This window comes from Halodurantibacterium flavum (genome assembly GCF_042681825.1).
Lineage (GTDB): Bacteria > Pseudomonadota > Alphaproteobacteria > Rhodobacterales > Rhodobacteraceae > Halodurantibacterium > Halodurantibacterium flavum.
Genome location: NZ_JBHUGH010000005.1, coordinates 18,804 through 41,998, shown reverse-complemented (window position 1 = coordinate 41,998; position 23,195 = coordinate 18,804). Strand labels below are relative to the sequence as shown.

Below are 23,195 nucleotides of genomic sequence, written 5' to 3'. Positions count from 1 at the left end.
GATTGTGGGTAATGGTGGGGGTGATGGCGAAGCTCTGTTTGGGGAGGGCTCCCGGGCCATGCCGGAGGTTTCACCTCATGGACCATGTTGTAGGGGGCCTACCGCGGAATTTCGGTACCGCTTAACGCGCCGGGGGATGGGCGATGGACACGCCTCGATAAACCCGCACCTGCAACCTTCCCCTGATCCGGTGTTACGCCACCCCGCCTTGAGTTCGGGGCACCAGCCCGAACGAAAAAGGCCCGCCATCTGGCGGGCCTTTCCCTTCATCGCAGTTCGGCGCCTGCACGACCCGCTCAATGCGCGGTGCGTGCCTCTCCCTGGCCCTCGTTGCGGCGGGCGGCGAGTGCGGCCTCTTCGGCGGCCTCGTCCCATTCCACCGGCTCGGGCTGGCGGACCAGTGCGTGTTTCAGCACTTCGCGCACATGGCTGACGGGGATGATCGTCAGACCTTCCTTCACGTTGTCGGGGATCTCGGGCAGATCCTTGGCATTGTCCTCGGGGATGAGCACGGTCTTGATGCCCCCCCGCAGCGCCGCCAGAAGTTTCTCCTTCAATCCGCCGATCGGCAGCACGTTGCCGCGCAGCGTCACCTCGCCCGTCATCGCGATGTCCTTGCGGACAGGGATGCCCGTCAGGACCGAGACGATGGAGGTCACCATCGCGATCCCCGCGCTCGGCCCGTCCTTGGGTGTCGCGCCTTCCGGGACGTGGACGTGGATGTCCACGGTCTCGAATTTCGGCGGTTTCACCCCAAGCTGCGGGCTGATCGAGCGCACGAAGCTGGAAGCCGCGTCGATCGACTCCTTCATCACGTCGCCCAGCTTGCCGGTCGTCTTCATCCGGCCCTTGCCCGGCAGGCGCAGCGCCTCGATCGACAGAAGCTCACCACCGACGCTGGTCCAGGCAAGGCCCGTCACGACGCCGACCTGATCTTCCTTCTCGACCAGACCATACTTGAAGCGTTTCACGCCAAGGAAGTCCTCCAACCGTTCCGGCGTCACCTCGACCGTCTTGGTCTTGCCCTTGATGATCTCGGTCACGGCCTTACGCGCAAGTTTTGCGATCTCACGCTCAAGGTTCCGTACACCGGCCTCGCGGGTATAGGTGCGCACCATCTCGGTCAGCGCCCCGTCCGTCACAGCGAACTCGCCCTTGCGAAGAGCGTGGTTCTTGATCTGCTTCGGCACCAAGTGCTGCTTGGCGATCTCGCGCTTTTCATCCTCGGTGTAACCCGACAGCGGAATGATCTCCATCCGATCCAGAAGCGGCCCCGGCATGTTGTAGCTGTTGGCCGTGGTCAGGAACATGACGTTCGAGAGGTCATACTCCACTTCCAGATAGTGGTCGACGAAGGTCGCGTTCTGTTCGGGGTCAAGCACCTCGAGCATTGCGCTGGCCGGATCGCCACGGAAGTCCTGCCCCATCTTGTCGATTTCATCGAGCAGGATGAGCGGGTTCGTGGTCTTGGCCTTCTTCATCGCCTGGATGATCTTGCCGGGCATCGAGCCGATATAGGTCCGGCGGTGGCCGCGGATCTCGGATTCGTCGCGCACGCCGCCAAGGCTGATGCGGATGAACTCGCGCCCCGTGGCCTTTGCCACCGATTTACCCAACGAGGTCTTGCCGACGCCCGGAGGGCCGACGAGGCAGAGGATAGGACCCTTGAGCGCCTGCGACCGCGCCTGAACGGCAAGGTACTCGACGATCCGCTCCTTGACCTTCTCAAGGCCATAGTGGTCGCGGTCCAGAACCTCCTGTGCCTTGTTCAGGTCCTTCTTGACGCGGCTTTTCACGCCCCACGGGATCGACAGCATCCAGTCGAGGTAGTTGCGCACAACCGTCGCCTCGGCCGACATCGGCGACATCGACTTCAGCTTCTTGATTTCGGCATCCGCCTTGGCGCGCGCCTCTTTGGACAGCTTGGTGGCCTTCACCCGCTCTTCCAGTTCGGCGATCTCGTTCTGGCCTTCCTCGCCGTCGCCCAGCTCCTTCTGAATGGCCTTCATCTGCTCATTCAGATAGTATTCGCGCTGGGTGCGCTCCATCTGCGACTTGACGCGGGTCTTGATCTTCTTCTCGACCTGCAAGACCGAAACCTCGCCCTGCATCAGGCCATAGACCTTTTCCAGCCGCTCGGCCACGTCGAGCGTTTCCAGAAGCTCCTGCTTCTGGCCGACCTCAAGACCCAGATGCCCGGCGATCAGGTCCGCCAGCTTGGCGGGCTCCTTCGCCTCGGTCACGGCCGAGAGCGCCTCTTCGGGGATGTTCTTCTTGATCTTGGCGTAACGCTCGAACTCTTCGGCGACCGAGCGGAGCAGCGCGCGGACCGTCTCCTGGTCGCCCGGCTCTTCGTCCAGCGCCGAGGCGCGGGCCTCGAAAAAGTCGGCGTTATCCAGAAACTCCTCGATGCGCACCCGCCGGCGGCCTTCGACCAGCACCTTTACGGTGCCGTCGGGCAGCTTGAGCAGTTGCAGCACATTCGCCAGAACGCCGGTCCGATAGATGCCTTCGGTCGACGGATCATCGACGGTCGGGTCGATCTGGCTCGACAGCAGGATCTGCTTGTCATCGGACATGACCTCTTCGAGGGCACGCACCGATTTTTCCCGCCCGACGAACAGCGGCACGATCATGTGCGGAAACACCACGATATCGCGCAGCGGCAGGACGGGATAGCTATGTGCGAGGGGATCTTGCATCATCTTTCCTTATGCTGGCAGGAAGGCACCGGCCCCGGACATCGGCGGCCCCGGCCTCCCCCGTATTGGTCCATATCTGGGGGATCGCCCCTCGGGATTCAACCAGTTCCGGTTACAGCTTCGTGACAGAGAATGCAGGAGCGGCCGCGCCGCTTCAACCCCCGAGATGAGGTCCCGGCTACCTCGTAAAACGACTGATGACGCGGGCGACGCCGGCCGTCCCGTCAGGCGCGTCGAGGTCGGCCACGGTGACGGCATAGACCGTGTCGGCATCGGGCATCACGAGGTAGAGCATGAAATCGACCCCGCCTTCCGCATCTTCCAGCCGCCCGCCCGTGCGATAGCGCGGCAGTGCATCCAGCGGGCATTCAAGACCAAAGCCGAAGGTCGGATCGTCAAAGACCGTCTGGGCCGGCAGCGCGTCCTCTCCGCCCATGGCAAGGTCCCAGCTTTCGCCACCGGCGGGCAACAGCTCGAACTCGGCTGGCGTCTGGGGCGGGGCAAGGAACAGCATCCCGCCATCGGCCCGGAAGGTCGCGAGACCGCTGATCCGTTCGGGCATTGCGACGGCCTCTCCCTCGACAAAGGCGAGGCCGGAGAGCGTCTCGCTCGACCAGGCCCCGTCGACCGAGGGGGCCACGATCTCGGGCCACTGATCCTCGGGCAGGTCGCACCAATTCGCAAGGGCTGTGGCCGGCAGGCCAAGGGTAAACACAAGGGCGGCAGCGTGGGCGGCAGCGAGGCGCATCGAAACATCCTTCCGGTCATGGGCCCCGGCGTCGGTCAGATCGGCTCGATATCCCCCTCTGCCCGGCGGGCATGAAAATCCGAGACGAATGCCGCCAGCCGCCCCTCGGCGATGGCGTCGCGCAGGCCCTGCATCAGTTCCTGAAAGTAATGCAGATTGTGCCAGGTCAACAGCATCGAGGCGATGATCTCCTGCGCCCGGTTCACGTGGTGCAGATAGGCGCGGGAATAGTTCCGGCAGGCCGGGCAGGTGCAATGTTCGTCCAGCGGGCGCGGGTCGTCCTGATGGCGCGCATTGCGGATATTGACCACGCCGAAGCGGGTAAAGGCCTGCCCCGTCCGCCCCGACCGCGAGGGCAGGACGCAATCCATCATGTCGATGCCGCGTTCGACCGCGCCAACGATGTCATCGGGCTTGCCCACCCCCATCAGATAGCGCGGCCGGTCCTCGGGCAGCATCGCGGGCGCATATTCCAGCACCTCGAACATGGTCGCCTGCCCCTCGCCGACGGCAAGACCGCCGATCGCGTAGCCGTCGAAACCGATCTCGCGCAGCTTGTCCGCGCTCTCCTGCCGCTGGTCGCGATAGACGCTGCCCTGCTGGATACCGAACAGCGCGTGTCCGGGCCGGTCGCCGAAAGCCTCGCGCGACCGCCGCGCCCATCGCATCGACAGTTCCATAGAGCGGCGTGCCGTCGCCTCATCCGACGGAAAGGGGGTGCATTCGTCGAATGCCATCACGATGTCCGAGCCGAGCAGCGCCTGAATCTCCATGCTGCGTTCGGGCGTCAGCGCGTGGCGCGATCCGTCGATATGGCTTTTGAAGGTCACGCCCTCTTCGGTCAGCTTGCGCAGGCCCGCAAGGCTCATGACCTGAAAGCCGCCGGAATCCGTGAGGATCGGCCGGTCCCAGTTCATGAAGCGGTGCAGCCCGCCCAGCCGTGCGATCCGTTCCGCTGTCGGGCGCAGCATGAGATGATAGGTATTGCCCAGAAGGATATCCGCCCCTGTCGCGCGCACGCTTTCGGGCAGCATCGCCTTGACAGTCGCGGCGGTGCCCACGGGCATGAAGGCGGGTGTCCGGATCTCGCCCCTCGGGGTGGAAATGACGCCGGTCCGCGCACGCCCGTCGGTCGCTGTCACATCAAAGTTGAATTTCTTTGTCATCTGGTATCTCTGCGCGTCCTTCGGGCCGCAGCCCTTGTAGGCGATTCCCCGGCGATGCCAAGGGCCGGGCGCTTTTTCAGAGAGATGTGATGATGAAAGACATGGACCCGGGCTTTGCCGAGACCTTTCGCCTCGGCTGGGAGGAGTGGCTGGCCCTGCCCGGCCTGGGCCTGCCCGCGCTCAAGGCAAAGGTGGACACGGGCGCACGCACCTCGGCGCTCCATGCCTTTGACATCGAGCCCTTTGGCCCGGTCGACACGCCGCATGTCCGCTTTTCGGTCCATCCGATCCCCGGCCGCACCGATCTTGTCATCCCCTGTTCGGCCGAGGTCATCGACCGGCGCGAGGTCACGAGCTCGAACGGCGAGACCGAATTCCGCTTTGTCATCCGTTCGGATATCGTCATCGGGACGCGCCGCTGGCCGATCGAGTTGACACTGACCGATCGCGGGTCGATGGCCTACCGGATGCTTCTGGGCCGCCAGGCCCTGTCCGAGGATGTGGTGATTGCGCCGGGTGAAAGCTTTTGCCAGCCTGCGCTGTCCTATGACGTCTATCATTCCGCACAGGTCGCGGCGGCTGCCCCTGCCCGCACCCTGCGTGTCGCGATCCTGTCGCGCGAAGGCGGCGCCTATTCCACCCGCCGCATCGTGGCCGAGGGCGAGGCGCGCGGCCATGTGGTGGAGGTCATCGACACCACCCGCTGCTACATGGCGATCAACGCCCTTGCCCCCGAGATCCATTACGATGGCGCCCGCCTGCCCCGCTTTGACGCGGTGATCCCGCGCATCGGCGTTTCCGTCACCGCCTACGGCGCTGCCGTCATGCGGCAGTTCGAATCCATCGGCACCTTTTGCGTGAACGGGGCCGAGGGCATCCTCGCCAGCCGCGACAAGCTGCACGCCCATCAGATCCTTGCACGGCACCGGATCGGGATGCCGGCCACCGCCTTTGCCTCCAGCCCCAAGGATACCGACAACCTGATCGCGCTGGCCGGGAACGCGCCGCTGGTCGTCAAGCTGCTGGAAAGCACGCAAGGAAAAGGCGTCGTGCTGGCCGAAACCAAGAAGGCGGCGCAGTCGGTCATCTCGGCCTTCCGGGGGCTGCGCGCGAATTTCCTGGTGCAGCATTTCGTCAAGGAAGCCGCCGGTGAGGATATCCGCTGTCTCGTGATCGGAGGCCGCGTGGTCGCGGCGATGCGCCGCCGTGCCGCCGAGGGCGAATTCCGCTCGAACCTTCATCAGGGCGGCAGCGCCGAGCCGGTCCGCATCACCAGGGCCGAGCGCGACACGGCGATCCGCGCCGCCCGGGCCTTCCGCCTGAACCTTGCCGGGGTGGACCTGCTGCGCTCGTCCGAGGGGCCGAAGGTGCTCGAGGTCAATTCCTCGCCCGGGTTCGAGGGGATCGAGACGGCGAGCGGGCGCAACATCGCCGCGGCGCTGTTCGACGAGATCGAAAAGCGCGTCCGCCCGACACCCGTGCGCCGGAAGATCCCGCGCGGCTGAGGGTGGCGCGGCTCCTTCCGGAGGGACGGGCGTCGGTCACAGCCGCGTGGGCCACTTTACCCGGGCGTCTCAATTCCTTATATCTTTGCTCAACCATGAGCGAGGCCCCCATGACCGTTCCCGCATCCGAACCCGTTGAGGGCACGCCCCTCATCCGCCCCTCGACGACCGATCACCCGCTTTACGATCAGGTGGTCGAGGCGTGCCGCACCGTGTTCGACCCGGAAATTCCGGTCAACATCTACGATCTGGGTCTGATCTACACGATCGACATCAGCCCCGAGAACGAGGTGGAGATCATCATGACGCTCACCGCGCCCGGCTGCCCCGTGGCGGGCGAGATGCCGGGTTGGGTCGCAGATGCGGTCGAACCCCTGGCCGGCGTCAAGCAGGTGAACGTTCAGATGACGTTCGAGCCGCAATGGGGCATGGACATGATGAGCGATGAGGCCCGGCTCGAGCTTGGCTTCATGTAGACGTCACGCGGGCGGTCGCGGGTTCAGGCGCCAGATCGCCGCGTTCAGCGCCGCCGCGTAGCTGACCCAGACGAGGTAGGGCAGCATCATGAGCCCCGCGATCCAGTCGAGCCGCCAGAAGGCCAGCAGCGTTCCCGTGACCAGAAACCACAGGATCGCGATCACCACCAGCGCCGCCATGATCCGGCGAAGCCCGAAGAAAACCGGCGTCCAGAGCGTGTTGAACGCGATCTGCGCGGCCCAGAGCGCCAGCGCCAGACCCGCGCCCGGCAGGGGTGCGATGCGGGCCGCGGCGGCGGCCATCATCAGGTAAAGGAGGCTCCAGGCGACCGGAAAGGCCCAGTTGGGCGGCGTGAAACCCGGCTTGTCCAGTTGCCGATACCAGTTGCCCGGCGGGAACAGCACACCCGTCGCAGCCGAGGCGCCGCAGGCCACAAGAAAGATGCCGAAGGTCGTCCAGTCCATGCCGCTTTTCCCCCTTCATATCGGCCCTGTGGCGTTCATGGCAGCCTAGCGCCTGCCGCAGCGGCGTCCAGCCTGCTTGCCGTTTCCCGCCCCGATGACTACATTGTCCATAAGCCCAAGCGAAGGACCTGAGCCCATGTTCGGTATTCCCGGCAAAGCCGCCGTCACATTGACCCCCACCGCCGCCCGCCAGATCGGGCGCCTGATGGAGCGCCAGAACGCCGCCGGCCTCCGGATCGGGGTGAAAAAGGGTGGTTGCGCGGGGATGGAATACACCATGGACTATGTGTCCGAGGTGAACCCGATGGACGAGGTCGTGGAACAGGACGGTGCGCGCGTGATGATCGCACCGATGGCCCAGATGTTCCTGATCGGAACGGAAATCGACTACGAAACCTCGCTGCTCGAAGCCGGTTTCAAGTTCCGCAACCCGAACGTGGCCGAGGCCTGCGGTTGCGGTGAGTCGATCAAGTTCAAGGACGCGCCGGTCTGACCCCTTGTCTGCCGGCTGCGCGCCTTATCCCGCGCGACCGGCGATTTTGTCGGCGACTGTCCGGCGCTAACAGTCTTTACCCCCTGCCCCGGCTCCCGTATCCCTTTGGATTGGTTCCATAAGGGAGACAGGGATGGCCCGCAAACTCGCCGCCGGAAACTGGAAGATGAACGGGCTCGCCGCCGATCTTGCCGAGGTCGAACGTCTCTGGGCCGCCCATCCCTCGCCGCGATGCGAGGTGCTGATCTGCCCGCCTGCCACGCTCTTGTCCCGGATGGCCGAGCGTCTTCGCGACACGACCTACTTTGTCGGCGGGCAGGATTGCCACAGCGGTGAAAGCGGTGCCCATACCGGCGACATCTCGGCGCGGATGCTGCTCGATGCGGGCGCCAGCCATGTGATCCTTGGCCATTCGGAGCGTCGCGCCGATCATGCCGAAACCGACGCAATGGTGCGGGACAAGGCGCTTGCAGCGCAGGCCGCGGGGCTGACCTCGATCATCTGCGTCGGGGAAACAGAGGCGCAGCGCGATGCGGGCGATGCGCTGCCTACGGTCAAGGCGCAGCTTTCGGGCTCGCTTCCCGACGATCCCGCGCTGCTCGTCGTCGCGTATGAGCCCGTCTGGGCCATTGGCAGCGGCCGGACACCGACGCTCGACGATATCGCCAGGGTGCACGGCGCGATGCGCGAGACGCTTGCCATCCGCTTCGGCCCGGCAGCCGATGACATTCCGCTGCTTTACGGCGGATCGGTCAAGCCCGCGAATGCGGCCGAGATTTTCGGGGTGCCCAATGTGGATGGCGCGCTGGTCGGCGGGGCGTCCCTGACCGCGGACGAATTCGGTGAGATCATCGCGGCGCTCGGCGGTTGAACCGGCTGAAATGCAAAGCCCCGCGCCACTGAATGGCACGGGGCTGAAACTGCGGTCCTGCGCCCTTGGGCCAATCAGGCCATGCGCGCGGCCACGTTTTCCCAGTTGACCAGCTTCTCAAGGAAGTTGCTCAGGTAGGCCGGCCGCTTGTTGCGGAAGTCGATGTAATAGCTGTGTTCCCACACGTCACAGCCCAGAAGCGCCGTCTGACCAAAGCACAGCGGGTTGACGCCGTTCTCGGTCTTGGTGACCTTGAGGCTGCCATCCGCGTCTTTCACCAGCCAGGCCCAGCCCGAACCGAATTGCCCGGAACCGGCGGCCGAGAATTCCTCTTTGAACTTGTCCACCGAACCGAAGGTCTCGGTCAGCGCTTTCTCAAGCTCGCCGGGGATCTTTTTCTCGCCCGGGCCCATCATCTCCCAGAACTGGTTGTGGTTCCAGTGCTGGCTCGCGTTGTTGAAGATGCCGTTCTGTGCGACCGCGCCGGGCTGATAGGTGCCCTTGATGATCTCTTCGAGGCTCTTGTTTTCCCACTCGGTCCCGGCGATCAGCTTGTTGCCGTTGTCGACATAGGCCTTGTGGTGAATGTCGTGGTGATACTCCAGCGTCTCCCGCGACATGCCGAGATCGGCCAGGGCGTCATGGGAATAGGGAAGATCGGGAAGTTCGAAAGCCATCGCGTGTTCCTCTCGCGCTTTTCGTGTCGTCCATGGGGAATAAGGCGGCTTGGAACGGCAAGGTCAAGGCTCGGCAGGGAATTTTCGCGCGGCCCCGGGCCAGAAAACCGGCGGACCGGGGGCGGGATGAAAGGGGTCCCGGCCCGGCAGGTCAGAAAACCCCCACCTCCGATCCCGGTGTCGCCGCCGCGCAGAGGAGGTCGAACATGTAGCGCCCGACCGAGCGGAAGCAGACAAGCGTGATCGCGCCGTCATCCTCCATCCAGAACGCCGCCGGAACCTGCGCCGCGCGGGTGCGGCGCAACTCGCCCGGTCCGAACCGCCCCATGTCCACGGGGGCGAGTTTCGCAAGAACCTCGCGCGCATGGGGACCGCTGATGCGGAAAACCGCCCGCATGTCCGACACGTCCTGCACCAGATGATGGCTGCCCGCCAGCCCGTCCTTCAGCGCGGCAAGGGTCGCCGCGACGCCCGCATGCGGCAGGACCAGCAACAGTTCATCCGGCGACATCCAGCCCACGGCGCGATCGCCATCGTGCAAGAGACCGCGCTGGTCCGGCACGGCAAGGCCAATCGCGGCCCTCACTGCGGTCGAGGTCGCAGGATCGGCAAGCGGCGCCCGCAACAGGATCATGCCCCGGTCCGAAAGCTCCTCCACCGTCGCAATTCCCCTGAAGATCGCGCCGGAAGCCCCTGACGTCATTGCAAGATCAGACATTCTGCTTGTCCCCCTTGGCATCGTAAAAGACCGGAGAGACGATCCGCGCCTTGACGCTGCTGCCGTCGAGCATCGCAAAGACCACCGTCTCGCCCATCCGTTCCGGCCCGCGCCGGATCAGGCCCATGGCGATGCCGCGCCCCAGCGTGGGGGAGTAATAGGTGGAGGTGACGCGCCCCTCGGTCAGCCGCTGGCCATTCCCGTTCACGCCCTCGATCACCGCATAGGCGCCGTCCGGCAGGACCGACCCGTCGAGCGTTTCGAGCCCCACCAGTTTCCAGCGGTCCGGGTCGGTCAGGAACGTCCTCTCCTGTCCGCGCTTGCCGATGTAATCCGCCTTCTTTCGCGAAATCGCCCAGTCGAGGCCCAGATCCTGTGGGATCACGGTGCCGTCGGTTTCATCCCCGATCATGATGAAGCCCTTCTCGGCCCGCAGCACATGCAGCGCCTCGGTGCCGTAGGGCATGACGCCCAGATCGGCGCCCTCGGCCACAAGCAGATCCCAAAGCACGCGTCCCTGCCCGGACGGCACGGCGATCTCATAGGACAATTCGCCCGAAAAGCTGATCCGGAAGACCCGCGCGGCGATGCCACCCAGAACACCCTCGCGCCACTCCATGAAGGGCAGCGTCTCACGGCTGACATCCATCCCGCCCAGACGTTCCAGAAGCTGCCGTGCCTTGGGTCCGACGACGGCGATCTGGGCGAACTGCTCGGTCAGGTTGGCGGTATAGACCTTCCAGTCCCACCATTCGCATTGCAGCCAGTCTTCCATATGCGCGTGGATGCGATCCGCCCCGCCCGAGGTCGTGTGGCAAAGGAACGTGTCGTCATCCAGCCGTGCGACAACTCCGTCGTCGATCAGAAAGCCGTTCTCGTTGCACATCAGGCCATAGCGGCATTTCCCCACGGGCAGCGTGCTCATCATGTTGGTATAGAGCATGTCGAGGAAACGCCCCGCATCCGGTCCCTTGACCAGGATCTTGCCCAGGGTCGAGGCATCGAGTAGCCCGACCGCCGCGCGGGTGTTCCGGACCTCGCGATGCACGGCGTCTTCCACGGTCTCGCCGGGGCGCTGATAGCAATAGGGGCGCCGCCAATGGCCGACAGGTTCCCACCATGCGCCGTTGGCCTCATGCCAGTCATGGATGGGCGTGCGGCGCAGCGGCTGGAATATCTCGCCCCGCGCCTCGCCGGCCAGCGTGCCGAGCGTGACAGGTGTGTAAGGCGGGCGGAAGGTGGTCGTCCCCACCTGCGGCACGGGCTGAGAGATGGCGTCGGAAAGCACCGCAAGGCCGTTGATATTGCTCAACTTGCCCTGATCCGTCGCCATTCCCAGCGTGGTGTAGCGTTTGGTATGTTCAACGCTCTCGTAACCTTCGCGCGCCGCAAGCTGGACGTCCGAAACCTTTACGTCGTTCTGGTAGTCGAGCCACATCTTGGCGCGCAACTCGGCCTTTGCACCCTGCGGCATCATCCAGACGGGTTGCATGGGCGCCTCTGTCGGGGCCTCGACCGCAAGGCCGGGCAGACAGTCCGCCGCCTGCATCGCGCCCGATGCCGCGCCGACAGTGGTCACAAAACCCTGCCCGTCGGCCCCCAGCGGTGGGCGCGCGGGATCGGGGCAGAACATGCCCTGCGCCTCGTCCCAGATCAGCTTGCCGCCGCAATGGGACCACAGATGCACGACCGGCGACCAGCCGCCCGACATGGCGACCGCGTCGCAAGCGATCTCCTCCAGCACCGCGCCTTCGCCGGCCTGCGCGCAGATCGCGACCCCGGTGACGCGCTTGCCGCCCTTGACCTTGGCGATGCCGCGCCCCGTTTCGACCCGGATGCCAAGCGCCCGGGCGCGCTGCGGCAGCTCTCCCTCGGCGCGGGGGCGCGCATCGAGGATGACCGGAACCGAAAGCCCCGCCTCAACCAAGGCGATCGCCGTCCGATAGGCGTCGTCGTTGTTCGTGACCAGAACCGTGCGGTCGCCGGCGCTCACGGCCCAGTTCGCCACGTAATCCCTGACCGCGCTGGCGAGCATCACGCCCGGGACATCGTTTCCGGCAAAGCTCAGCGGGCGTTCGATGGCACCGGTCGCCGCGACGATCTGCGCGGCGCGTATCCGCCACAGCCGCTGGCGCGGTCCCGGCGCACCCGGCAGATGGTCGGTCAGCCGTTCGGCGGCCAGTGCATAGCCGTGGTCGTAAACCCCGGCCACGGTGGCCCGCAGGCGCAGCGTGACGTTTTCCATCGCGCCGAGCGTGGCGACGGTTTCCCCCACCCAGTCCGCGGCGGGCTGCCCGTCGATGACGACACCGTCCACCGGCGCCCGCCCGCCCCAATGGGCCGCCTGCTCCATCACGATCACGCGCTTGCCGGCACGCGCGGCCTCCAGCGCCGTGTGAAGCCCGGCGATACCGCCCCCGGCAACCAGCAGATCGGCAAAGGCGTAGAACTGTTCATAGCTGTCCGCATCCCGATCCTGCGGCGCGCGGCCCAGCCCCGCGGACCGTCGGATGATCGGCTCGAACACGTGTTTCCAGAACGGGCGCGGATGGATGAAGGTCTTGTAGTAAAAGCCCGCCGGCAGGAACCGCGACAAGGCGCTGTTGACGACGCCCAGATCGAATTCGAGGCTCGGCCAATGGTTCTGGCTCTCGGCGGTCAGCCCGTCGAAAAGCTCGGTCGTCGTTGTGCGCTGGTTCGGCTCGAACCGGGCGGCGCGCCCCATATTGACAAGGGCGTTCGGCTCTTCGGCGCCGCTTGCGACGATCCCGCGGGGGCGGTGATACTTGAAGCTGCGTCCCACAAGCATCTGGTCATTGGCCAGCAACGCCGAGGCGAGCGTATCGCCCGCATACCCGCGCAGCCGCCTGCCGTTGAAGGTGAATTCCTGCGGGCGGGTGCGGTCGATGAGCCGCCCCCCCTGCGAAAGACGGGTGCTCATTCACGGCCCTCCCAGTCGGGGCGTCGGTCCTTGATGGTGTCGATGATATGCGCGGGCGGCTCGGTCGTCTGGGCGGGATAGGTGCCGAAGACCTCGAGCGTCGCGGTGCAGCGCGCGGCGATGAACCACTTGCCACAGCCGTAACTGTGGCGCCAGCGTTCGAAATGAACGCCTTTGGGGTTCGCGCGGGCGAACATGTAGGCCTCGAATTCCGCGTCCGAGGAGCCGGGGCCGAAACGTTTCAGATGGGCCTGGCCGCCATTGGTCAGTTCCGTTTCATCGGCCTGAACACCGCAATGGGGGCAATGAAGGGTCAGCATGGCGCGCGCTCCGCAGGGCGCGCCATGCGCGCCGGGTCAGTTCTGGGGTTCGGGCAGGTCGATGGTGATGGTGGCGTCGTTGCCGCCCCCGCCGCCGGGAAGATCGCCGCCGGTGAAAAGATACCAGATGATCCCCAGAAGCAGGATAACGACGATCCCCATGAGGAAGCCCATTCCGCCACTGCCGTTCGGTTCGGCCATGTCGCATTCTCCGTCTGCGTTTCTGTTGTGAAACGAACGGACTGGGCCGGCTTCCGGTTCCTCTTCTTCATCATCAGTGCGCCACCCCCGCCGCGACGCTTTCGTCGATGAACCGCCCCTCGCGGAAGCGATACATCGAGAATTCCGCGGCCAGCGGCCCGGGCTCGCCCCTGGCCATCAGTTCGGCCATCGCCCAGCCCGATCCGGGGATCGCCTTGAACCCGCCGGTGCCCCAGCCGCAATTGACGAAACAGCCCCCCAGCGGCGTTTTCGAGATGATGGGAGAGCGGTCGCCGGTCATGTCCACGATCCCGCCCCATTGCCGCAGCATCTTGAGCCGCGAGAGCATCGGGAAGGTCTCGATCAGCGCGCGCAGCGTTTCCTCGATATGATGGAAGCTGCCGCGCTGGGTGTAGTTGTTGAAACTGTCGGTGCCGCCGCCGATCACCATTTCGCCCTTGTCGGACTGGCTCATGTAGCCGTGCACGGTGTTGGCCATCACGACGACATCCATGCAGGGCTTGATCGGTTCCGACACCAGCGCCTGAAGCGCCATGGATTCGATCGGCAGGCGGAAACCGGCCTTTTCGGCCAGAACGCTGGAATGACCGGCAACGACCATGCCCAGCTTCTTGCAGCCGATGAAGCCCCTGGTCGTGTCCACCCCCGTTACCTGCCCGGCCTCGGACCGGACGCCGGTGACCTCGCACTGCTGGATGATGTGCATGCCCATGGCCGAACAGGCCCGCGCATAGCCCCAGGCCACGGCATCGTGCCGCGCCGTGCCGCCCCGGGGCTGCCAGAGCGCGCCAAGCACCGGATAACGCGGCCCGTCGATATTCATGATCGGGCAGAGTTCCTTGACGCGCTCCGGCCCGATCCACTCGGTCTCCACGCCCTGAAGCGCATTGGCATGGGCCGTGCGCTTGTAGCCGCGCACCTCATGATGGGTCTGGGCCAGCATCATGACGCCGCGCGGGCTGAACATCACGTTGTAGTTCAGATCCTGGCTGAGCGTTTCGTAAAGATCGCGCGCCTTTTCATAGATCGCCGCGGAGGGGTCCTGCAGGTAGTTCGACCGGATGATCGTCGTGTTCCGCCCGGTATTGCCGCCGCCCAGCCAGCCCTTTTCGATCACCGCCACATTGGTGATCCCGAAATTCTTGCCAAGGTAATAGGCAGTGGCAAGCCCGTGGCCGCCCGCGCCCACGATCACGACGTCATAGGACGCCCTCGGCTCGGGCGAGGCCCAGGCCCGTTCCCATCCCTGATGGTGGCGCAATGCCTCCCGGGCGATGGCGAATACGGAATAGCGTTTCATGCCCTGTCTCGCGTCCCCTGCTTATGCCGCTGGCCGTTGCGTCCGCTTTGCGTCTCTTCTGGCCCAGCCCCAGCTTTTACCCGCAGCCCATAGCGGCACAATCGGGAAATTTGCGACATGGGGCCGACATGGGGGCCTTGGCCTGCGACGCGATGCCCCTGCCCCCGACCCGGCCGCCTGCCCTTTGGGTCTTTTGCGCAGCCCCTCGCGACGTTACATCATGTGCAACGAAGGAGGCCGCATGTTTTTCTGGATCGCGATCACGCTCATGACGCTGGCGGTGGGCGTGCTCTTGTGGCTTTCGGTGCGCCGGGGGCGCGAAGGGGACATTGTCGCAGCGGCCGAATACGACCTGCGCGTCTATCGTGACCAGCTGCGCGAGATCGAGAAGGACGTCGCCCGCCGCGTGATCGCCTCCGAGGATGCCGAGCGCCTGCAGGTCGAGGTCTCGCGCCGGATACTGGAGGCTGATCGCGCGCTGACCCGTGCCAAGGGGGGCGAGGCCACGGCGCGCACCACCCCGCAGGGCGCAGCGGTCGCGTTCGCCGCGCTGATTGTGCTTGCCGGGGCGGGTGCCCTGGGAACTTACTGGTATCTGGGCGCGCCCGGCTATGGCGATCTGCCGCTGGCGAGCCGGATCGCCGCTTCGGACGCCTATCGCGCCAGCCGTCCCGCGCAAGCCGATATCGAGGCCGAGATCGAGGCAGAGGCCCCCGCCCCCGCTGCCGAGGGTGCCGAGGAATATGAGGCGCTTGTGGCCCAGCTGCGGCAGGCACTGCAGGACCGTCCGCTCGACCTCGCCGGCCATCAGCTTCTGGCGCGGAACGAGGCCGCGCTGGGCAATTTCGCGGCGGCCCATCGGGCGCAGGCGCAGGTGATCGACCTGAAAGGCACTGACGCGACCCCCGACGACTATGCCGAGCTTGCCAATCTCATGATCCTTGCGGCGGGCGGCTATGTCTCGCCCGAGGCGGAACGCGCCCTGACAGAAACGTTGCGCCGCGACCCGCAGCATGGGGCCGCGCGCTATTATTCCGGGCTGATGTTCGCGCAATCCGACCGGCCCGATCTGGCCTTCCGGCTGTGGCGCCCGTTGCTGGAGGACAGTGCCGCCGACGATCCCTGGACCCCCTATCTGCGCGCGCAGATCGAAGAGGTCGCATGGCGCGCGGGCCAGAACTATACCCTGCCGCCCGAGGCGGGGCCGCGCGGACCCTCGCTCGCCGATATCGAGGCCGCTGAGGGTCTTTCGGACGAGGCCCGCGCCGCAATGGTGAGGGGCATGGTCGAGAGCCTCTCGGCCCGGCTCAACAGCCAAGGCGGCACGGCGCAGGAATGGGCGCGTCTGATCCGCGCCTATGGGGTGCTGGGGGAAACCGCTCAGGCCAGCGCGATCTGGACCGAGGCGCAGGTCACCTTTTCCACCCGCCCGGAGCAACTGGAACTGATCCGCGCCGCGGCGGCGGATGCCGGCGTCGCCGAGGGTGGAACCACAGAATGATCGCAGAATGATTCACGAAACGATCGAGGAATTCGCCGCGGCGCTTGCGCCGATGCGCGCGCTTGCGGGGCTCGACCTCGGGGACAAGACGATCGGCGTCGCGGTGTCGGACAGCCTTCGGTCGGTCGCAAGCCCGCTTCAGACGATCCGGCGCAGCAAGTTCACCCTCGATGCGGAGGCCCTGCTGAAGATCGTCGAGGCGCGGGCCATCGGCGGCCTCGTGCTGGGCCTGCCGCGCAACATGGACGGGTCCGAGGGGCCGCGCTGCCAGTCCACCCGGGCCTTTGCCCGCAACCTTTCGCGCCTCACCGATCTGCCGATCGGGTTCTGGGACGAACGCCTGTCCACCGTCGCCGCCGAACGCGCGCTGCTGGAGGCGGATACGTCGCGAAAGCGTCGCAGCGAGGTGATCGACCACGTGGCGGCCGGCTATATCCTGCAAGGGGCGCTGGACAGGCTGGCGCATCTGAAACGGACGGGCGCATGACCGGCGATGGTGTCTGGCAACGGCAGGAGGTTCAGAGCCCCTGCGTCAAGATCTGCGTCATCCACCCGGCCGAGGGGCTTTGCACCGGCTGCCTGCGCACGCTGGACGAGATCGCGCGCTGGTCGCAGATGACATCGGCCGAGCGTCGCGCGATCATCGACGCCCTGCCCGCCCGTGCCCCGCGCCTGAAGCAGCGGCGGGGCGGCCGCGCCGCCCGTGTGGGCGACAGGAAAGACGGCAGCGGCGACTAAACCGGGTCAGTACCCCAGCGCCTTGCGCAACATGTTCAGTGAGACCGCGATCAGGAACACCGCGAACACCCGCTTGAGTGGTCTGGGGTCCATCGCATGGGCCAGCCGGACGCCGAGCGTCGTCGTGTAGATCGTCGTCACGATGGTGATCACGAAGGCCGGCAGGTTGACCGCGCCGATGGTGAAGGGCGGCCGCACCGCCTCGGGGATCTGAATGAACAGAAAGCCGATGACCGAAGGCACCGCGATGATCAGGCCAAAGCCTGATGCCGTGGCCACCGCCCGATGGATCGGCGCGCCGTAAAGCGACATGATCGGCACCGCGAACGATCCGCCACCGATCCCCATCAGCACCGAAAGAACGCCCACTACCGGCGACAGGATAGAGCGGGTGATGATCCCCGGCATCTGGTCGGCGATGCGCCAGCGCTCGCTGCCGACGATGAAGTAGAGCCCGATGATGAAGCCGAGGACGCCGAAAATCCCCTGCAGAACCGTGGATCGCAGCATCGAGGCCACGACAACCCCGATCACCGCGCCAATCATGATCCCCGGCGCCCATTGCCGCAGCACCTGCCAGTCGACCGCGCCCTTGCGATTATGCGACTGGAGCGACCGGGCCGAGGTCACGATGATCGTCGCAAGCGAGGTCGCAAGGCAGATCTGCATGAGCTGCGGGCTGTCGTAGCCGAGCACCGAGAGCGCATAGAAAAAGGCGGGCACGAGCACGATCCCTCCGCCGACCCCCAATAGCCCGGCCACCACCCCGGCAAAGGCGCCGATGACAAGAAGAAGGAAGAACATCGGAAGAATCGTCGCGAGATCCGGCATCGGCTGCTCCTGGGGCTGCTCCTGGCTTTTTTGCCCGCATACACCCTGGGCCGGACCTCTGCCAGTGCCGCGTTGATGCCGTATGACAGTCGTCTGACGTGGCGGGCGGAGATGCCCTTCCGCCGGAGCGCCGGTCGGTCGTCATCCTGCGGCGAGAGGAAGGGGCCCCGGCGCGGGACCGGCCGGCTTGCGCGGCAGGCCGGGGCCGTGCCGATGCGCGCCCGTGTCGCGTCTGGAGTGTCGCGTCGGGAGCGTTGCGACTGGGCACGGGCCCTCCCGCCCGTCTTCGCGGCGCCAGCGCCGCTCATCCCGTTGGGCCGGGCGCCGCCTGCGGCGGCGTACCGGGGCTCCGGGATCGGGCCGCCCACATCTGTCGGACGCTTGAATGTGCAGGATCTGATGCTGCGCCGTCGTTCCACCGGCGTCCCACGCCCCGCAAGTCCCGGCGCAGCAGGCAAAGGCTGCGCGCCGTCGTTCAGCCCTGCGCGCGAACCGGCGCCGCCACGTCCCGCCCCAGTTCCGCCAGCGCACGGTCCAGCAGTTCCAGCCCCGCACCGGGGCGATGCGCGCCCTCGGAGAGAACGCGGCGCCAGCCCCGTGCGCCTGGGCGGCCGGCGAAAAGGCCCAGCATGTGGCGTGTGATCGAATGGAGCCGCCCGCCCGCCGCCAGATGCGTCTCGATATAGGGCCGCATCGCCTCGACCGCGGCAAAGGCGTCGCGGCCCCCCTCGGCGCCGAAGATCCGCCGGTCGGCATCGGCCAGGATGGCGCCGGGATCGTGATAGGCGGCGCGGCCGATCATCACCCCGTCCAACCCTTCGGCCAGCAGCGCCTCTGCCTGATCGAGGTTGGTGATGCCGCCGTTGATCGACAGATGCAAATGCGGAAACGCCCGCTTCATCGCGATCACAAGCGGGTAGTCGAGCGGCGGAACCTCCCGGTTTTCCTTGGGCGAAAGCCCCTTCAGCCAGGCCTTGCGGGCATGGATGGTGAACCGGGTCACGCCCACCGCGCTGACGGTTTCCAGAAACCGGGGCAGGATGTCCTGCGGGTCCTGGTCGTCGACGCCGATGCGGCATTTGACCGTGATCTCGACCGTTGCGGCATCCCGCATCGCCGCGACGCACTCCGCCACAAGGGCCGGACGCTCCATCAGCACGGCGCCGAAACAGCCCGACTGGACCCGGTCCGAGGGACAGCCGACATTCAGGTTGATCTCATCATAGCCATACTCCGCGCCGATCCGCGTGGCCTGCGCAAGCTCTGCCGGGTCCGATCCGCCAAGTTGCAGGGCCACAGGATGTTCCGCCGGATCAAAACCCAGCAGGCGATCCCGGTCGCCATGAATGGCAGCGGGGGCCGTCACCATCTCGGTATAGAGCAGCGCCCGGCCCGACAACTGCCGGTGAAGATAGCGGCAGTGACGGTCCGTCCAATCCATCATCGGCGCAACGGACAGACGGGACGCCCTTGATATGTCTTGTTTTTTATATTTCAAAGTCACTTACAGGCACCTACAGTTCGTCTCGTTTCCGCTCATTATGGACCAAACCCGTCGATTTTGACACTAGATTTGGTCCTGTGGACCAAGTACAATTTCGTGGACCAAACGGGGAGACCATCATGGGCTCGATCACCACACGCAAACGGAAGGATGGAAGTCACAGCTACAGGGCACGTGTACGAGTGATGCGCGAAGGCACCGTCTATCACGAGACGAAGACTTTTGACAGACGCCCAGTTGCGGCCGCCTGGATAAAGAAACGCGAGAAAGAGCTAGCAAAACCTGGTGCGCTGGAAGAGTTGAACGCATCCGACCCTCCGCTGTGCAAAGCGATCGAGCGCTACACTGAAGAGACAGTGAAGGACATCGGTCGCACAAAGGCGCAGGTCCTCAGGACCATCGCCACCTATCCGATCGCCGATCTGCCCTGTTCCAGCATCAAATCGAAGGATATCATTGAGTTCTTTCAGTCACTGCCCGGACAACCGCAAACAGTCGGGAACTACGCGAGCCATCTCGCCTCCATTTTCGCGATAGCTCGGCCGATGTGGGACTTCCGACTGGATGACCGGGAGATGAGAGACGCGATCACCGTCGCGCGCCGCATGGGGATCATCTCCCGGTCCGCACAGCGGAACCGCAGGCCCACCCTCGATGAACTCGACCGGCTGCTGGCTCATTTCATTGATCGACGCCATAGAACACCTCAGGCCATGCCCATGCACAAGGTGATCGTGTTCGCTCTCTTCTCGACGCGCCGACAGGCAGAGATCACCCGCCTCACCTGGGATGACTTCCAGAAGGAGCACAAGCGTATCCTGGTCCGTGACATGAAGCATCCCGGCGAGAAGCTCGGAAACGATACCTGGGTCGATCTGCCCGAGGAAGCCATTCGGATCATCGACAGCATGCGCAAGAGCAAGACTGAGATCTTCCCCTACTCTCCGGACGCGATCACGGCCAACTTCACCCGCGCTTGCAAGCTGCTCGGGATCGAGGATCTGCACTTCCACGATCTGCGCCACGAGGGCATTTCTCGGCTGTTCGAGATGGGTTGGAACATCCCCCATGTCGCGGCTGTCAGCGGACACAGGTCTTGGGTTAGCCTGAAACGCTATACGCACATCCGGGAAACAGGCGATAAATATGGCAGCTGGCGTGGAATGCAGTTCGCAATCGGCAACACGTGATGCGCCAGTGCGTCAATCTCATCGAAAGGCCCCGCGCATCACTCAAGGTTTTACTAGGTACAAACATCAACTTTCATAGCCGCTGAATGCTGAGATGGAGGCAAGTTAGCGATATGCCGTCCATCCTATTGGCTCCCTATTCATCCTTGAACTTTCGCTGGTAACGCTCCTCGGGCGAAACCCACTGCTCGATGAATGATAGCGGATCAAGATCGCCCAGCATCGAACGCGCCAAACGCAGCCGGGATTCCAGACTCACGCGCTGCTCTGCGTCCACCATCTGCATACGCTTTTCGGCCTCGACGAAGAACATCTCGACGGAGGGTGCCTTGGTCCAATCCGCCATGATATCCGAAAGCTGTTGAAGGCTCTCGGAGCGGCTAATGTGATCCCGGAAAACGCCCCCGTTCCAGCTTAGAGTTTTCCGGACGGAATCCTTGGCTGGAAGAGGAGAGGAAACGCATGAAGGCATCGAAGTTCACGGACGCGCAGAAGGCGTTCATCGTCAAGAACGCGGAGGATCGCACGCCTGTCCTGACGGTCTGCCGAAAAGCGGGATCAGCACGGCGACCTTCTTCAATTGGAAGAAGAAATACTCAGATTTATGGCGTCCGAGATGATGCGGCTGCGGGAGTTCGAGCAGGAGAACGCTCGGCTGAAGAAGATCGTCGCCGATCTCGCGCTAGACAAGAAGATGTTGCAGAACATCATCAAGTGAAAGCTTTTAGGCCTGCCCGGAAGAGGACGCTGGTCGACGAGAGGCGGGCGGATTGGCAGGTGTCGGTCCGCCGCGCCTGCGAGGTGATCCGGTTCGATCCAAGGCGACGCTGATCGCATGGAAGCTTGTAGTCTTTGCCAACGCCCTATGCAAAAGGCGGCGGGTATCGGAGCCCAGCCCCCTAAAAGATAAAACTGCTAGCGTTCAGACTGCTGGACTTAGTTTAATTAAGCCATTCGTCTCCTCAAGTTTGTGTGCGAGCCACCAAGTCGATCAGCGCTGAGCGTCCCACATGCGCAGAGCCTTCTGAAATTTCAGCCTCGTAGCTCTCGATACGCAGAATGTCCGTTCCAGCGAATTGGTCTCGAAGGATAGCATCGGTATATAGATTCTCCACAAAGGGAGGACCTCCCGTGCCGTGCTTCAGCTGCTCGACGGTATATCCGTGCAGCATCACTATCCCGCCCGGCCGCGTCGTTCGGATCATCCCTTCGAACATCTCGTCGCGCAGCTTGGGAGGCGCGAACTGGATGAAAATTCCGATCACCGCGTCAAAGCGCGCCTCGGGCCACGGATACTCGGCGGCGTTCTGAGCCGAAAAGGTCACATCGACACCGCGAGCGTGCGCAAGCCTGCGTGCCTTCTCGATCGCGACTACCGAACTGTCCCACGCAGTAACTCTATGGCCCAATTCCGCTAGCCAGACCGAATTTCGGCCCTCGCCGTCCGCTACGACGAGCACTTCGGAGCTTGGAGGTAGCCAATGCGCATGTCGCTTCAAGAAACGCGCCGGTTCGGTCCCGAAGAGGTATCCCTCTCCGGCAAAGCGGTCATCCCAGTTCATGAGTCTGCGTCCATTGCTTTGGGCGCGCCCGTGGCCATGTCGGTGCCGGTGTAGGGCAGTCCGGCCTGCTTCCATGCGCCGAAGCCGCCCTCCAAGTGGGCAAGTGGCGACAGTCCGGCTTTCAGGGCAATCTCGGCCATCCTGCCGGACCGGGCGCCCGAACCGCATTGAAGAACAATACGTTTGCCGTCCTGCGTGGGCAGCGCCTCGGGGCGGAAGAACGCCATGGGCATCAACAGCGCCCCATCATGTATTCGGGCGGTGTGCGCACATCGATCAACACGATCTCCTGAGCGTCGAGCGCCGCCTTTACCTTTTCGGGAGACCAATTTTCGACTTGTGCCATGATCAGAACCTGTTCGCTGGTATCTTGAGGTAGGTGTTTCCATCAGCCTCCGGTTCCGGCAAGCGACCGCCCCGCAGGTTGACCTGGAGCGCGTGCAGCATCCTGTCGGGCAGATTGAGTGTCGCGTCGCGTTCCTCGCGCACCTTAACGTATTCGGGCTTTTCGACGCCGCCGCCCAGATGCTTGTTCGAGTCTTTCTGCTCGGCCACTGTGCTTTCCCAGGCCGGCTCGACGCGGCCTTCCGCGCCGTAGTCGTGTCCGATGAAGATCCGGAAGTCGTCGGGCAGCGCTAGGATCGCCATCAACGAGTCGTAGAGCATGGCCGCCGATCCGCCGGGGAAGTCTGCACGCGCGGTGCCGCTGTCGGGCTGCATGAACGTATCATGGGCGAACACAGCGTCCCCGACAATATAGGTGATCGAGCCGAGGGTATGGCCCGGCGACAGCATCACGCGCACATCGAGCTCGCCGATCAGGAAAGTGTCGCCGTCAGCGAACAAGCGGTCGAAATCGGCCTCCGGGTCGAATGCGTCCGGCGTGTTGTAGAAGTCGCGCCAAAGCCCCGCGATTTCCCTGACTTTCTCACCGATGGCGTTCGGCGCTCCGGTCTTCTGCTTGAGATACCCAGCCGCCATCAAGTGGTCGGCATGAGGGTGCGTGTCGAGGATCCATTCAAGCGTCAGACCCTCACGATCGATCCAGTCAAGAGCCCAGTCGGCGGCCTCGGTCGAGGTGCGGGCGCGGGCTGGGTTGAAGTCGAGAACGACGTCGATCAGCGCGCATTTCTTCGTCGCCGGGTCGACGCAGATATATTGGCAGCTTCCTGAAGCGTCGTCGTAGAAACCAACGACATCGGGGCTTCCGGGTCCACGGGATGCGCTTTTTGAATGTGTGATTGTCATTTAGTGCTTTCCTTTCC

Annotated in this window: 25 protein-coding genes and 1 pseudogene; 9 read left to right on the top strand and 17 right to left on the bottom strand. The window is 64.7% G+C overall.

Features of this window, described 5'->3' with window-relative positions:
- Positions 1-296: 296 nt before the first annotated feature.
- From lon to tgt, 3 genes are all read right to left on the bottom strand, one after another.
- Positions 297-2,702: an endopeptidase La gene (gene lon, locus ACFSGJ_RS06805; protein WP_390260240.1), complete on the bottom strand. Its 2,406-nt coding sequence runs from the start codon at positions 2,700-2,702 to the stop codon at positions 297-299.
- A 178-nt stretch (positions 2,703-2,880) separates the two neighbouring features.
- Positions 2,881-3,450 carry a hypothetical protein gene (locus tag ACFSGJ_RS06800; protein WP_390260239.1) on the bottom strand — a complete coding sequence of 190 codons (570 nt, stop codon included), beginning with the start codon at positions 3,448-3,450 and terminating at the stop codon, positions 2,881-2,883.
- A 35-nt stretch (positions 3,451-3,485) separates the two neighbouring features.
- Complete coding sequence (gene tgt / locus ACFSGJ_RS06795) at positions 3,486-4,616, bottom strand: tRNA guanosine(34) transglycosylase Tgt (RefSeq protein ID WP_390260238.1); 1,131 nt, start codon at positions 4,614-4,616, stop codon at positions 3,486-3,488.
- A gap of 92 nt (positions 4,617-4,708) precedes the next feature.
- On the opposite strand from tgt, the gene rimK reads away from it, so the two are divergent.
- Both rimK and ACFSGJ_RS06785 read left to right on the top strand, forming a co-directional pair.
- Positions 4,709-6,121 (top strand): 30S ribosomal protein S6--L-glutamate ligase, encoded by a 1,413-nt coding sequence (gene rimK / locus ACFSGJ_RS06790; RefSeq protein WP_390260745.1) that lies wholly within the window; start codon positions 4,709-4,711, stop codon positions 6,119-6,121.
- A 110-nt stretch (positions 6,122-6,231) separates the two neighbouring features.
- Complete coding sequence (locus ACFSGJ_RS06785) at positions 6,232-6,597, top strand: SUF system Fe-S cluster assembly protein (RefSeq protein WP_390260237.1); 366 nt, start codon at positions 6,232-6,234, stop codon at positions 6,595-6,597.
- Positions 6,598-6,600: 3 nt separating this feature from the next.
- On the opposite strand, the gene tspO is transcribed toward ACFSGJ_RS06785, so the two are convergent.
- The gene (gene tspO, locus ACFSGJ_RS06780) at positions 6,601-7,062 is read right to left on the bottom strand and encodes a tryptophan-rich sensory protein TspO (RefSeq protein ID WP_390260236.1); all 462 of its coding nucleotides are present in this window, start codon (positions 7,060-7,062) and stop codon (positions 6,601-6,603) included.
- Positions 7,063-7,198: 136 nt separating this feature from the next.
- On the opposite strand from tspO, the gene ACFSGJ_RS06775 reads away from it, so the two are divergent.
- The gene (locus tag ACFSGJ_RS06775; protein WP_390260235.1) at positions 7,199-7,555 is read left to right on the top strand and encodes a HesB/IscA family protein; all 357 of its coding nucleotides are present in this window, start codon (positions 7,199-7,201) and stop codon (positions 7,553-7,555) included.
- 133 nt (positions 7,556-7,688) lie between these two features.
- A complete protein-coding gene (gene tpiA, locus ACFSGJ_RS06770) occupies positions 7,689-8,426 on the top strand; it encodes a triose-phosphate isomerase (RefSeq protein ID WP_390260234.1) in 738 nt (245 codons plus the stop codon).
- 74 nt (positions 8,427-8,500) lie between these two features.
- Here tpiA and ACFSGJ_RS06765 read toward each other — a convergent pair whose 3' ends face one another.
- The 6 genes from ACFSGJ_RS06765 to ACFSGJ_RS06740 form a co-directional block, all read right to left on the bottom strand.
- A complete protein-coding gene (locus ACFSGJ_RS06765) occupies positions 8,501-9,103 on the bottom strand; it encodes a superoxide dismutase (RefSeq protein WP_390260233.1) in 603 nt (200 codons plus the stop codon).
- Positions 9,104-9,254: 151 nt separating this feature from the next.
- Positions 9,255-9,821, bottom strand: coding sequence for a sarcosine oxidase subunit gamma (locus tag ACFSGJ_RS06760; RefSeq protein WP_390260232.1), 567 nt, complete (start codon positions 9,819-9,821; stop codon positions 9,255-9,257).
- The gene (locus ACFSGJ_RS06755) at positions 9,814-12,762 is read right to left on the bottom strand and encodes a sarcosine oxidase subunit alpha family protein (protein WP_390260231.1); all 2,949 of its coding nucleotides are present in this window, start codon (positions 12,760-12,762) and stop codon (positions 9,814-9,816) included. Before ACFSGJ_RS06755 ends, ACFSGJ_RS06760 begins: the two co-directional genes overlap by 8 nt.
- The gene (locus tag ACFSGJ_RS06750; RefSeq protein WP_390260230.1) at positions 12,759-13,082 is read right to left on the bottom strand and encodes a sarcosine oxidase subunit delta; all 324 of its coding nucleotides are present in this window, start codon (positions 13,080-13,082) and stop codon (positions 12,759-12,761) included. Before ACFSGJ_RS06750 ends, ACFSGJ_RS06755 begins: the two co-directional genes overlap by 4 nt.
- Positions 13,083-13,118: 36 nt before the next feature.
- A complete protein-coding gene (locus ACFSGJ_RS06745) occupies positions 13,119-13,283 on the bottom strand; it encodes a hypothetical protein (protein ID WP_390260229.1) in 165 nt (54 codons plus the stop codon).
- 73 nt (positions 13,284-13,356) lie between these two features.
- A complete protein-coding gene (locus ACFSGJ_RS06740) occupies positions 13,357-14,604 on the bottom strand; it encodes a sarcosine oxidase subunit beta family protein (RefSeq protein WP_390260228.1) in 1,248 nt (415 codons plus the stop codon).
- Between the two features lie 241 nt (positions 14,605-14,845).
- Between ACFSGJ_RS06740 and ccmI the strand changes: the two genes are divergently transcribed.
- The 3 genes from ccmI to ACFSGJ_RS06725 are packed head-to-tail and all read left to right on the top strand — an operon-like array spanning position 14,846 to position 16,843.
- Positions 14,846-16,105 carry a c-type cytochrome biogenesis protein CcmI gene (gene ccmI / locus ACFSGJ_RS06735; protein WP_390260227.1) on the top strand — a complete coding sequence of 420 codons (1,260 nt, stop codon included), beginning with the start codon at positions 14,846-14,848 and terminating at the stop codon, positions 16,103-16,105.
- 7 nt (positions 16,106-16,112) lie between these two features.
- Positions 16,113-16,592, top strand: a complete 480-nt coding sequence (ruvX, locus tag ACFSGJ_RS06730; RefSeq protein WP_390260226.1) for a Holliday junction resolvase RuvX — start codon at positions 16,113-16,115, stop codon at positions 16,590-16,592.
- Positions 16,589-16,843, top strand: coding sequence for a DUF1289 domain-containing protein (locus ACFSGJ_RS06725; protein WP_390260225.1), 255 nt, complete (start codon positions 16,589-16,591; stop codon positions 16,841-16,843). The genes ruvX and ACFSGJ_RS06725 overlap by 4 nt, the downstream gene beginning before the upstream one ends.
- Before the next feature lie 6 nt (positions 16,844-16,849).
- On the opposite strand, the gene ACFSGJ_RS06720 is transcribed toward ACFSGJ_RS06725, so the two are convergent.
- Together ACFSGJ_RS06720 and dusA are read right to left on the bottom strand one after the other, a co-directional pair.
- Entirely contained in the window at positions 16,850-17,674 is an 825-nt protein-coding gene (locus ACFSGJ_RS06720; RefSeq protein ID WP_390260224.1) for a sulfite exporter TauE/SafE family protein, read from the bottom strand.
- Positions 17,675-18,149: 475 nt separating this feature from the next.
- Positions 18,150-19,172: a tRNA dihydrouridine(20/20a) synthase DusA gene (gene dusA / locus ACFSGJ_RS06715; RefSeq protein ID WP_390260743.1), complete on the bottom strand. Its 1,023-nt coding sequence runs from the start codon at positions 19,170-19,172 to the stop codon at positions 18,150-18,152.
- 125 nt (positions 19,173-19,297) lie between these two features.
- Here dusA and ACFSGJ_RS06710 point away from each other — a divergent pair, with 125 nt between their 5' ends.
- A complete protein-coding gene (locus ACFSGJ_RS06710; RefSeq protein ID WP_390260223.1) occupies positions 19,298-20,368 on the top strand; it encodes a tyrosine-type recombinase/integrase in 1,071 nt (356 codons plus the stop codon).
- Positions 20,369-20,504: 136 nt separating this feature from the next.
- On the opposite strand, the gene ACFSGJ_RS06705 is transcribed toward ACFSGJ_RS06710, so the two are convergent.
- Positions 20,505-20,714: a hypothetical protein gene (locus ACFSGJ_RS06705; protein ID WP_390260222.1), complete on the bottom strand. Its 210-nt coding sequence runs from the start codon at positions 20,712-20,714 to the stop codon at positions 20,505-20,507.
- Positions 20,715-20,830: 116 nt separating this feature from the next.
- On the opposite strand from ACFSGJ_RS06705, the pseudogene ACFSGJ_RS06700 reads away from it, so the two are divergent.
- A pseudogene (locus tag ACFSGJ_RS06700) lies at positions 20,831-21,190 on the top strand (transposase); the annotation flags it as partial.
- A gap of 140 nt (positions 21,191-21,330) precedes the next feature.
- Here ACFSGJ_RS06700 and ACFSGJ_RS06695 read toward each other — a convergent pair.
- The 4 genes from ACFSGJ_RS06695 to ACFSGJ_RS06680 are packed head-to-tail and all read right to left on the bottom strand — an operon-like array spanning position 21,331 to position 23,178.
- Positions 21,331-21,930 (bottom strand): class I SAM-dependent methyltransferase, encoded by a 600-nt coding sequence (locus tag ACFSGJ_RS06695; protein ID WP_390260221.1) that lies wholly within the window; start codon positions 21,928-21,930, stop codon positions 21,331-21,333.
- Positions 21,927-22,163, bottom strand: coding sequence for a rhodanese-like domain-containing protein (locus ACFSGJ_RS06690; RefSeq protein WP_390260220.1), 237 nt, complete (start codon positions 22,161-22,163; stop codon positions 21,927-21,929). Before ACFSGJ_RS06690 ends, ACFSGJ_RS06695 begins: the two co-directional genes overlap by 4 nt.
- Positions 22,163-22,276 carry a rhodanese-like domain-containing protein gene (locus ACFSGJ_RS06685; RefSeq protein WP_390260219.1) on the bottom strand — a complete coding sequence of 38 codons (114 nt, stop codon included), beginning with the start codon at positions 22,274-22,276 and terminating at the stop codon, positions 22,163-22,165. Before ACFSGJ_RS06685 ends, ACFSGJ_RS06690 begins: the two co-directional genes overlap by 1 nt.
- 2 nt (positions 22,277-22,278) lie before the next feature.
- Positions 22,279-23,178: an MBL fold metallo-hydrolase gene (locus tag ACFSGJ_RS06680; protein WP_390260218.1), complete on the bottom strand. Its 900-nt coding sequence runs from the start codon at positions 23,176-23,178 to the stop codon at positions 22,279-22,281.
- Between the last annotated feature and the right edge of the window lie 17 nt (positions 23,179-23,195).

Excerpts from the sequence above, each read along its gene's own strand:
- ACFSGJ_RS06750 (WP_390260230.1), bottom strand. The coding sequence starts at position 13,082 with ATGCTGACCCTTCATTGCCCCCATTGCGGTGTTCAGGCCGATGAAACG.
- ACFSGJ_RS06785 (WP_390260237.1), top strand. The coding sequence starts at position 6,232 with ATGACCGTTCCCGCATCCGAACCCGTTGAGGGCACGCCCCTCATCCGC.
- ruvX (WP_390260226.1), top strand. The coding sequence starts at position 16,113 with ATGATTCACGAAACGATCGAGGAATTCGCCGCGGCGCTTGCGCCGATG.
- ACFSGJ_RS06800 (WP_390260239.1), bottom strand. The coding sequence starts at position 3,450 with ATGCGCCTCGCTGCCGCCCACGCTGCCGCCCTTGTGTTTACCCTTGGC.
- ACFSGJ_RS06705 (WP_390260222.1), bottom strand. The coding sequence starts at position 20,714 with ATGGCGGATTGGACCAAGGCACCCTCCGTCGAGATGTTCTTCGTCGAG.
- ACFSGJ_RS06710 (WP_390260223.1), top strand. The coding sequence starts at position 19,298 with ATGGGCTCGATCACCACACGCAAACGGAAGGATGGAAGTCACAGCTAC.
- ACFSGJ_RS06755 (WP_390260231.1), bottom strand. The coding sequence starts at position 12,762 with ATGAGCACCCGTCTTTCGCAGGGGGGGCGGCTCATCGACCGCACCCGC.
- ACFSGJ_RS06740 (WP_390260228.1), bottom strand. The coding sequence starts at position 14,604 with ATGAAACGCTATTCCGTATTCGCCATCGCCCGGGAGGCATTGCGCCAC.
- tgt (WP_390260238.1), bottom strand. The coding sequence starts at position 4,616 with ATGACAAAGAAATTCAACTTTGATGTGACAGCGACCGACGGGCGTGCG.
- ACFSGJ_RS06725 (WP_390260225.1), top strand. The coding sequence starts at position 16,589 with ATGACCGGCGATGGTGTCTGGCAACGGCAGGAGGTTCAGAGCCCCTGC.
- ACFSGJ_RS06765 (WP_390260233.1), bottom strand. The coding sequence starts at position 9,103 with ATGGCTTTCGAACTTCCCGATCTTCCCTATTCCCATGACGCCCTGGCC.
- ACFSGJ_RS06760 (WP_390260232.1), bottom strand. The coding sequence starts at position 9,821 with ATGTCTGATCTTGCAATGACGTCAGGGGCTTCCGGCGCGATCTTCAGG.
- ACFSGJ_RS06690 (WP_390260220.1), bottom strand. The coding sequence starts at position 22,163 with ATGCCCATGGCGTTCTTCCGCCCCGAGGCGCTGCCCACGCAGGACGGC.
- ACFSGJ_RS06695 (WP_390260221.1), bottom strand. The coding sequence starts at position 21,930 with ATGAACTGGGATGACCGCTTTGCCGGAGAGGGATACCTCTTCGGGACC.
- ACFSGJ_RS06685 (WP_390260219.1), bottom strand. The coding sequence starts at position 22,276 with ATGGCACAAGTCGAAAATTGGTCTCCCGAAAAGGTAAAGGCGGCGCTC.
- ACFSGJ_RS06720 (WP_390260224.1), bottom strand. The coding sequence starts at position 17,674 with ATGCCGGATCTCGCGACGATTCTTCCGATGTTCTTCCTTCTTCTTGTC.
- tspO (WP_390260236.1), bottom strand. The coding sequence starts at position 7,062 with ATGGACTGGACGACCTTCGGCATCTTTCTTGTGGCCTGCGGCGCCTCG.
- ACFSGJ_RS06745 (WP_390260229.1), bottom strand. The coding sequence starts at position 13,283 with ATGGCCGAACCGAACGGCAGTGGCGGAATGGGCTTCCTCATGGGGATC.
- lon (WP_390260240.1), bottom strand. The coding sequence starts at position 2,702 with ATGCAAGATCCCCTCGCACATAGCTATCCCGTCCTGCCGCTGCGCGAT.
- ACFSGJ_RS06680 (WP_390260218.1), bottom strand. The coding sequence starts at position 23,178 with ATGACAATCACACATTCAAAAAGCGCATCCCGTGGACCCGGAAGCCCC.
- ccmI (WP_390260227.1), top strand. The coding sequence starts at position 14,846 with ATGTTTTTCTGGATCGCGATCACGCTCATGACGCTGGCGGTGGGCGTG.
- ACFSGJ_RS06775 (WP_390260235.1), top strand. The coding sequence starts at position 7,199 with ATGTTCGGTATTCCCGGCAAAGCCGCCGTCACATTGACCCCCACCGCC.
- rimK (WP_390260745.1), top strand. The coding sequence starts at position 4,709 with ATGAAAGACATGGACCCGGGCTTTGCCGAGACCTTTCGCCTCGGCTGG.
- tpiA (WP_390260234.1), top strand. The coding sequence starts at position 7,689 with ATGGCCCGCAAACTCGCCGCCGGAAACTGGAAGATGAACGGGCTCGCC.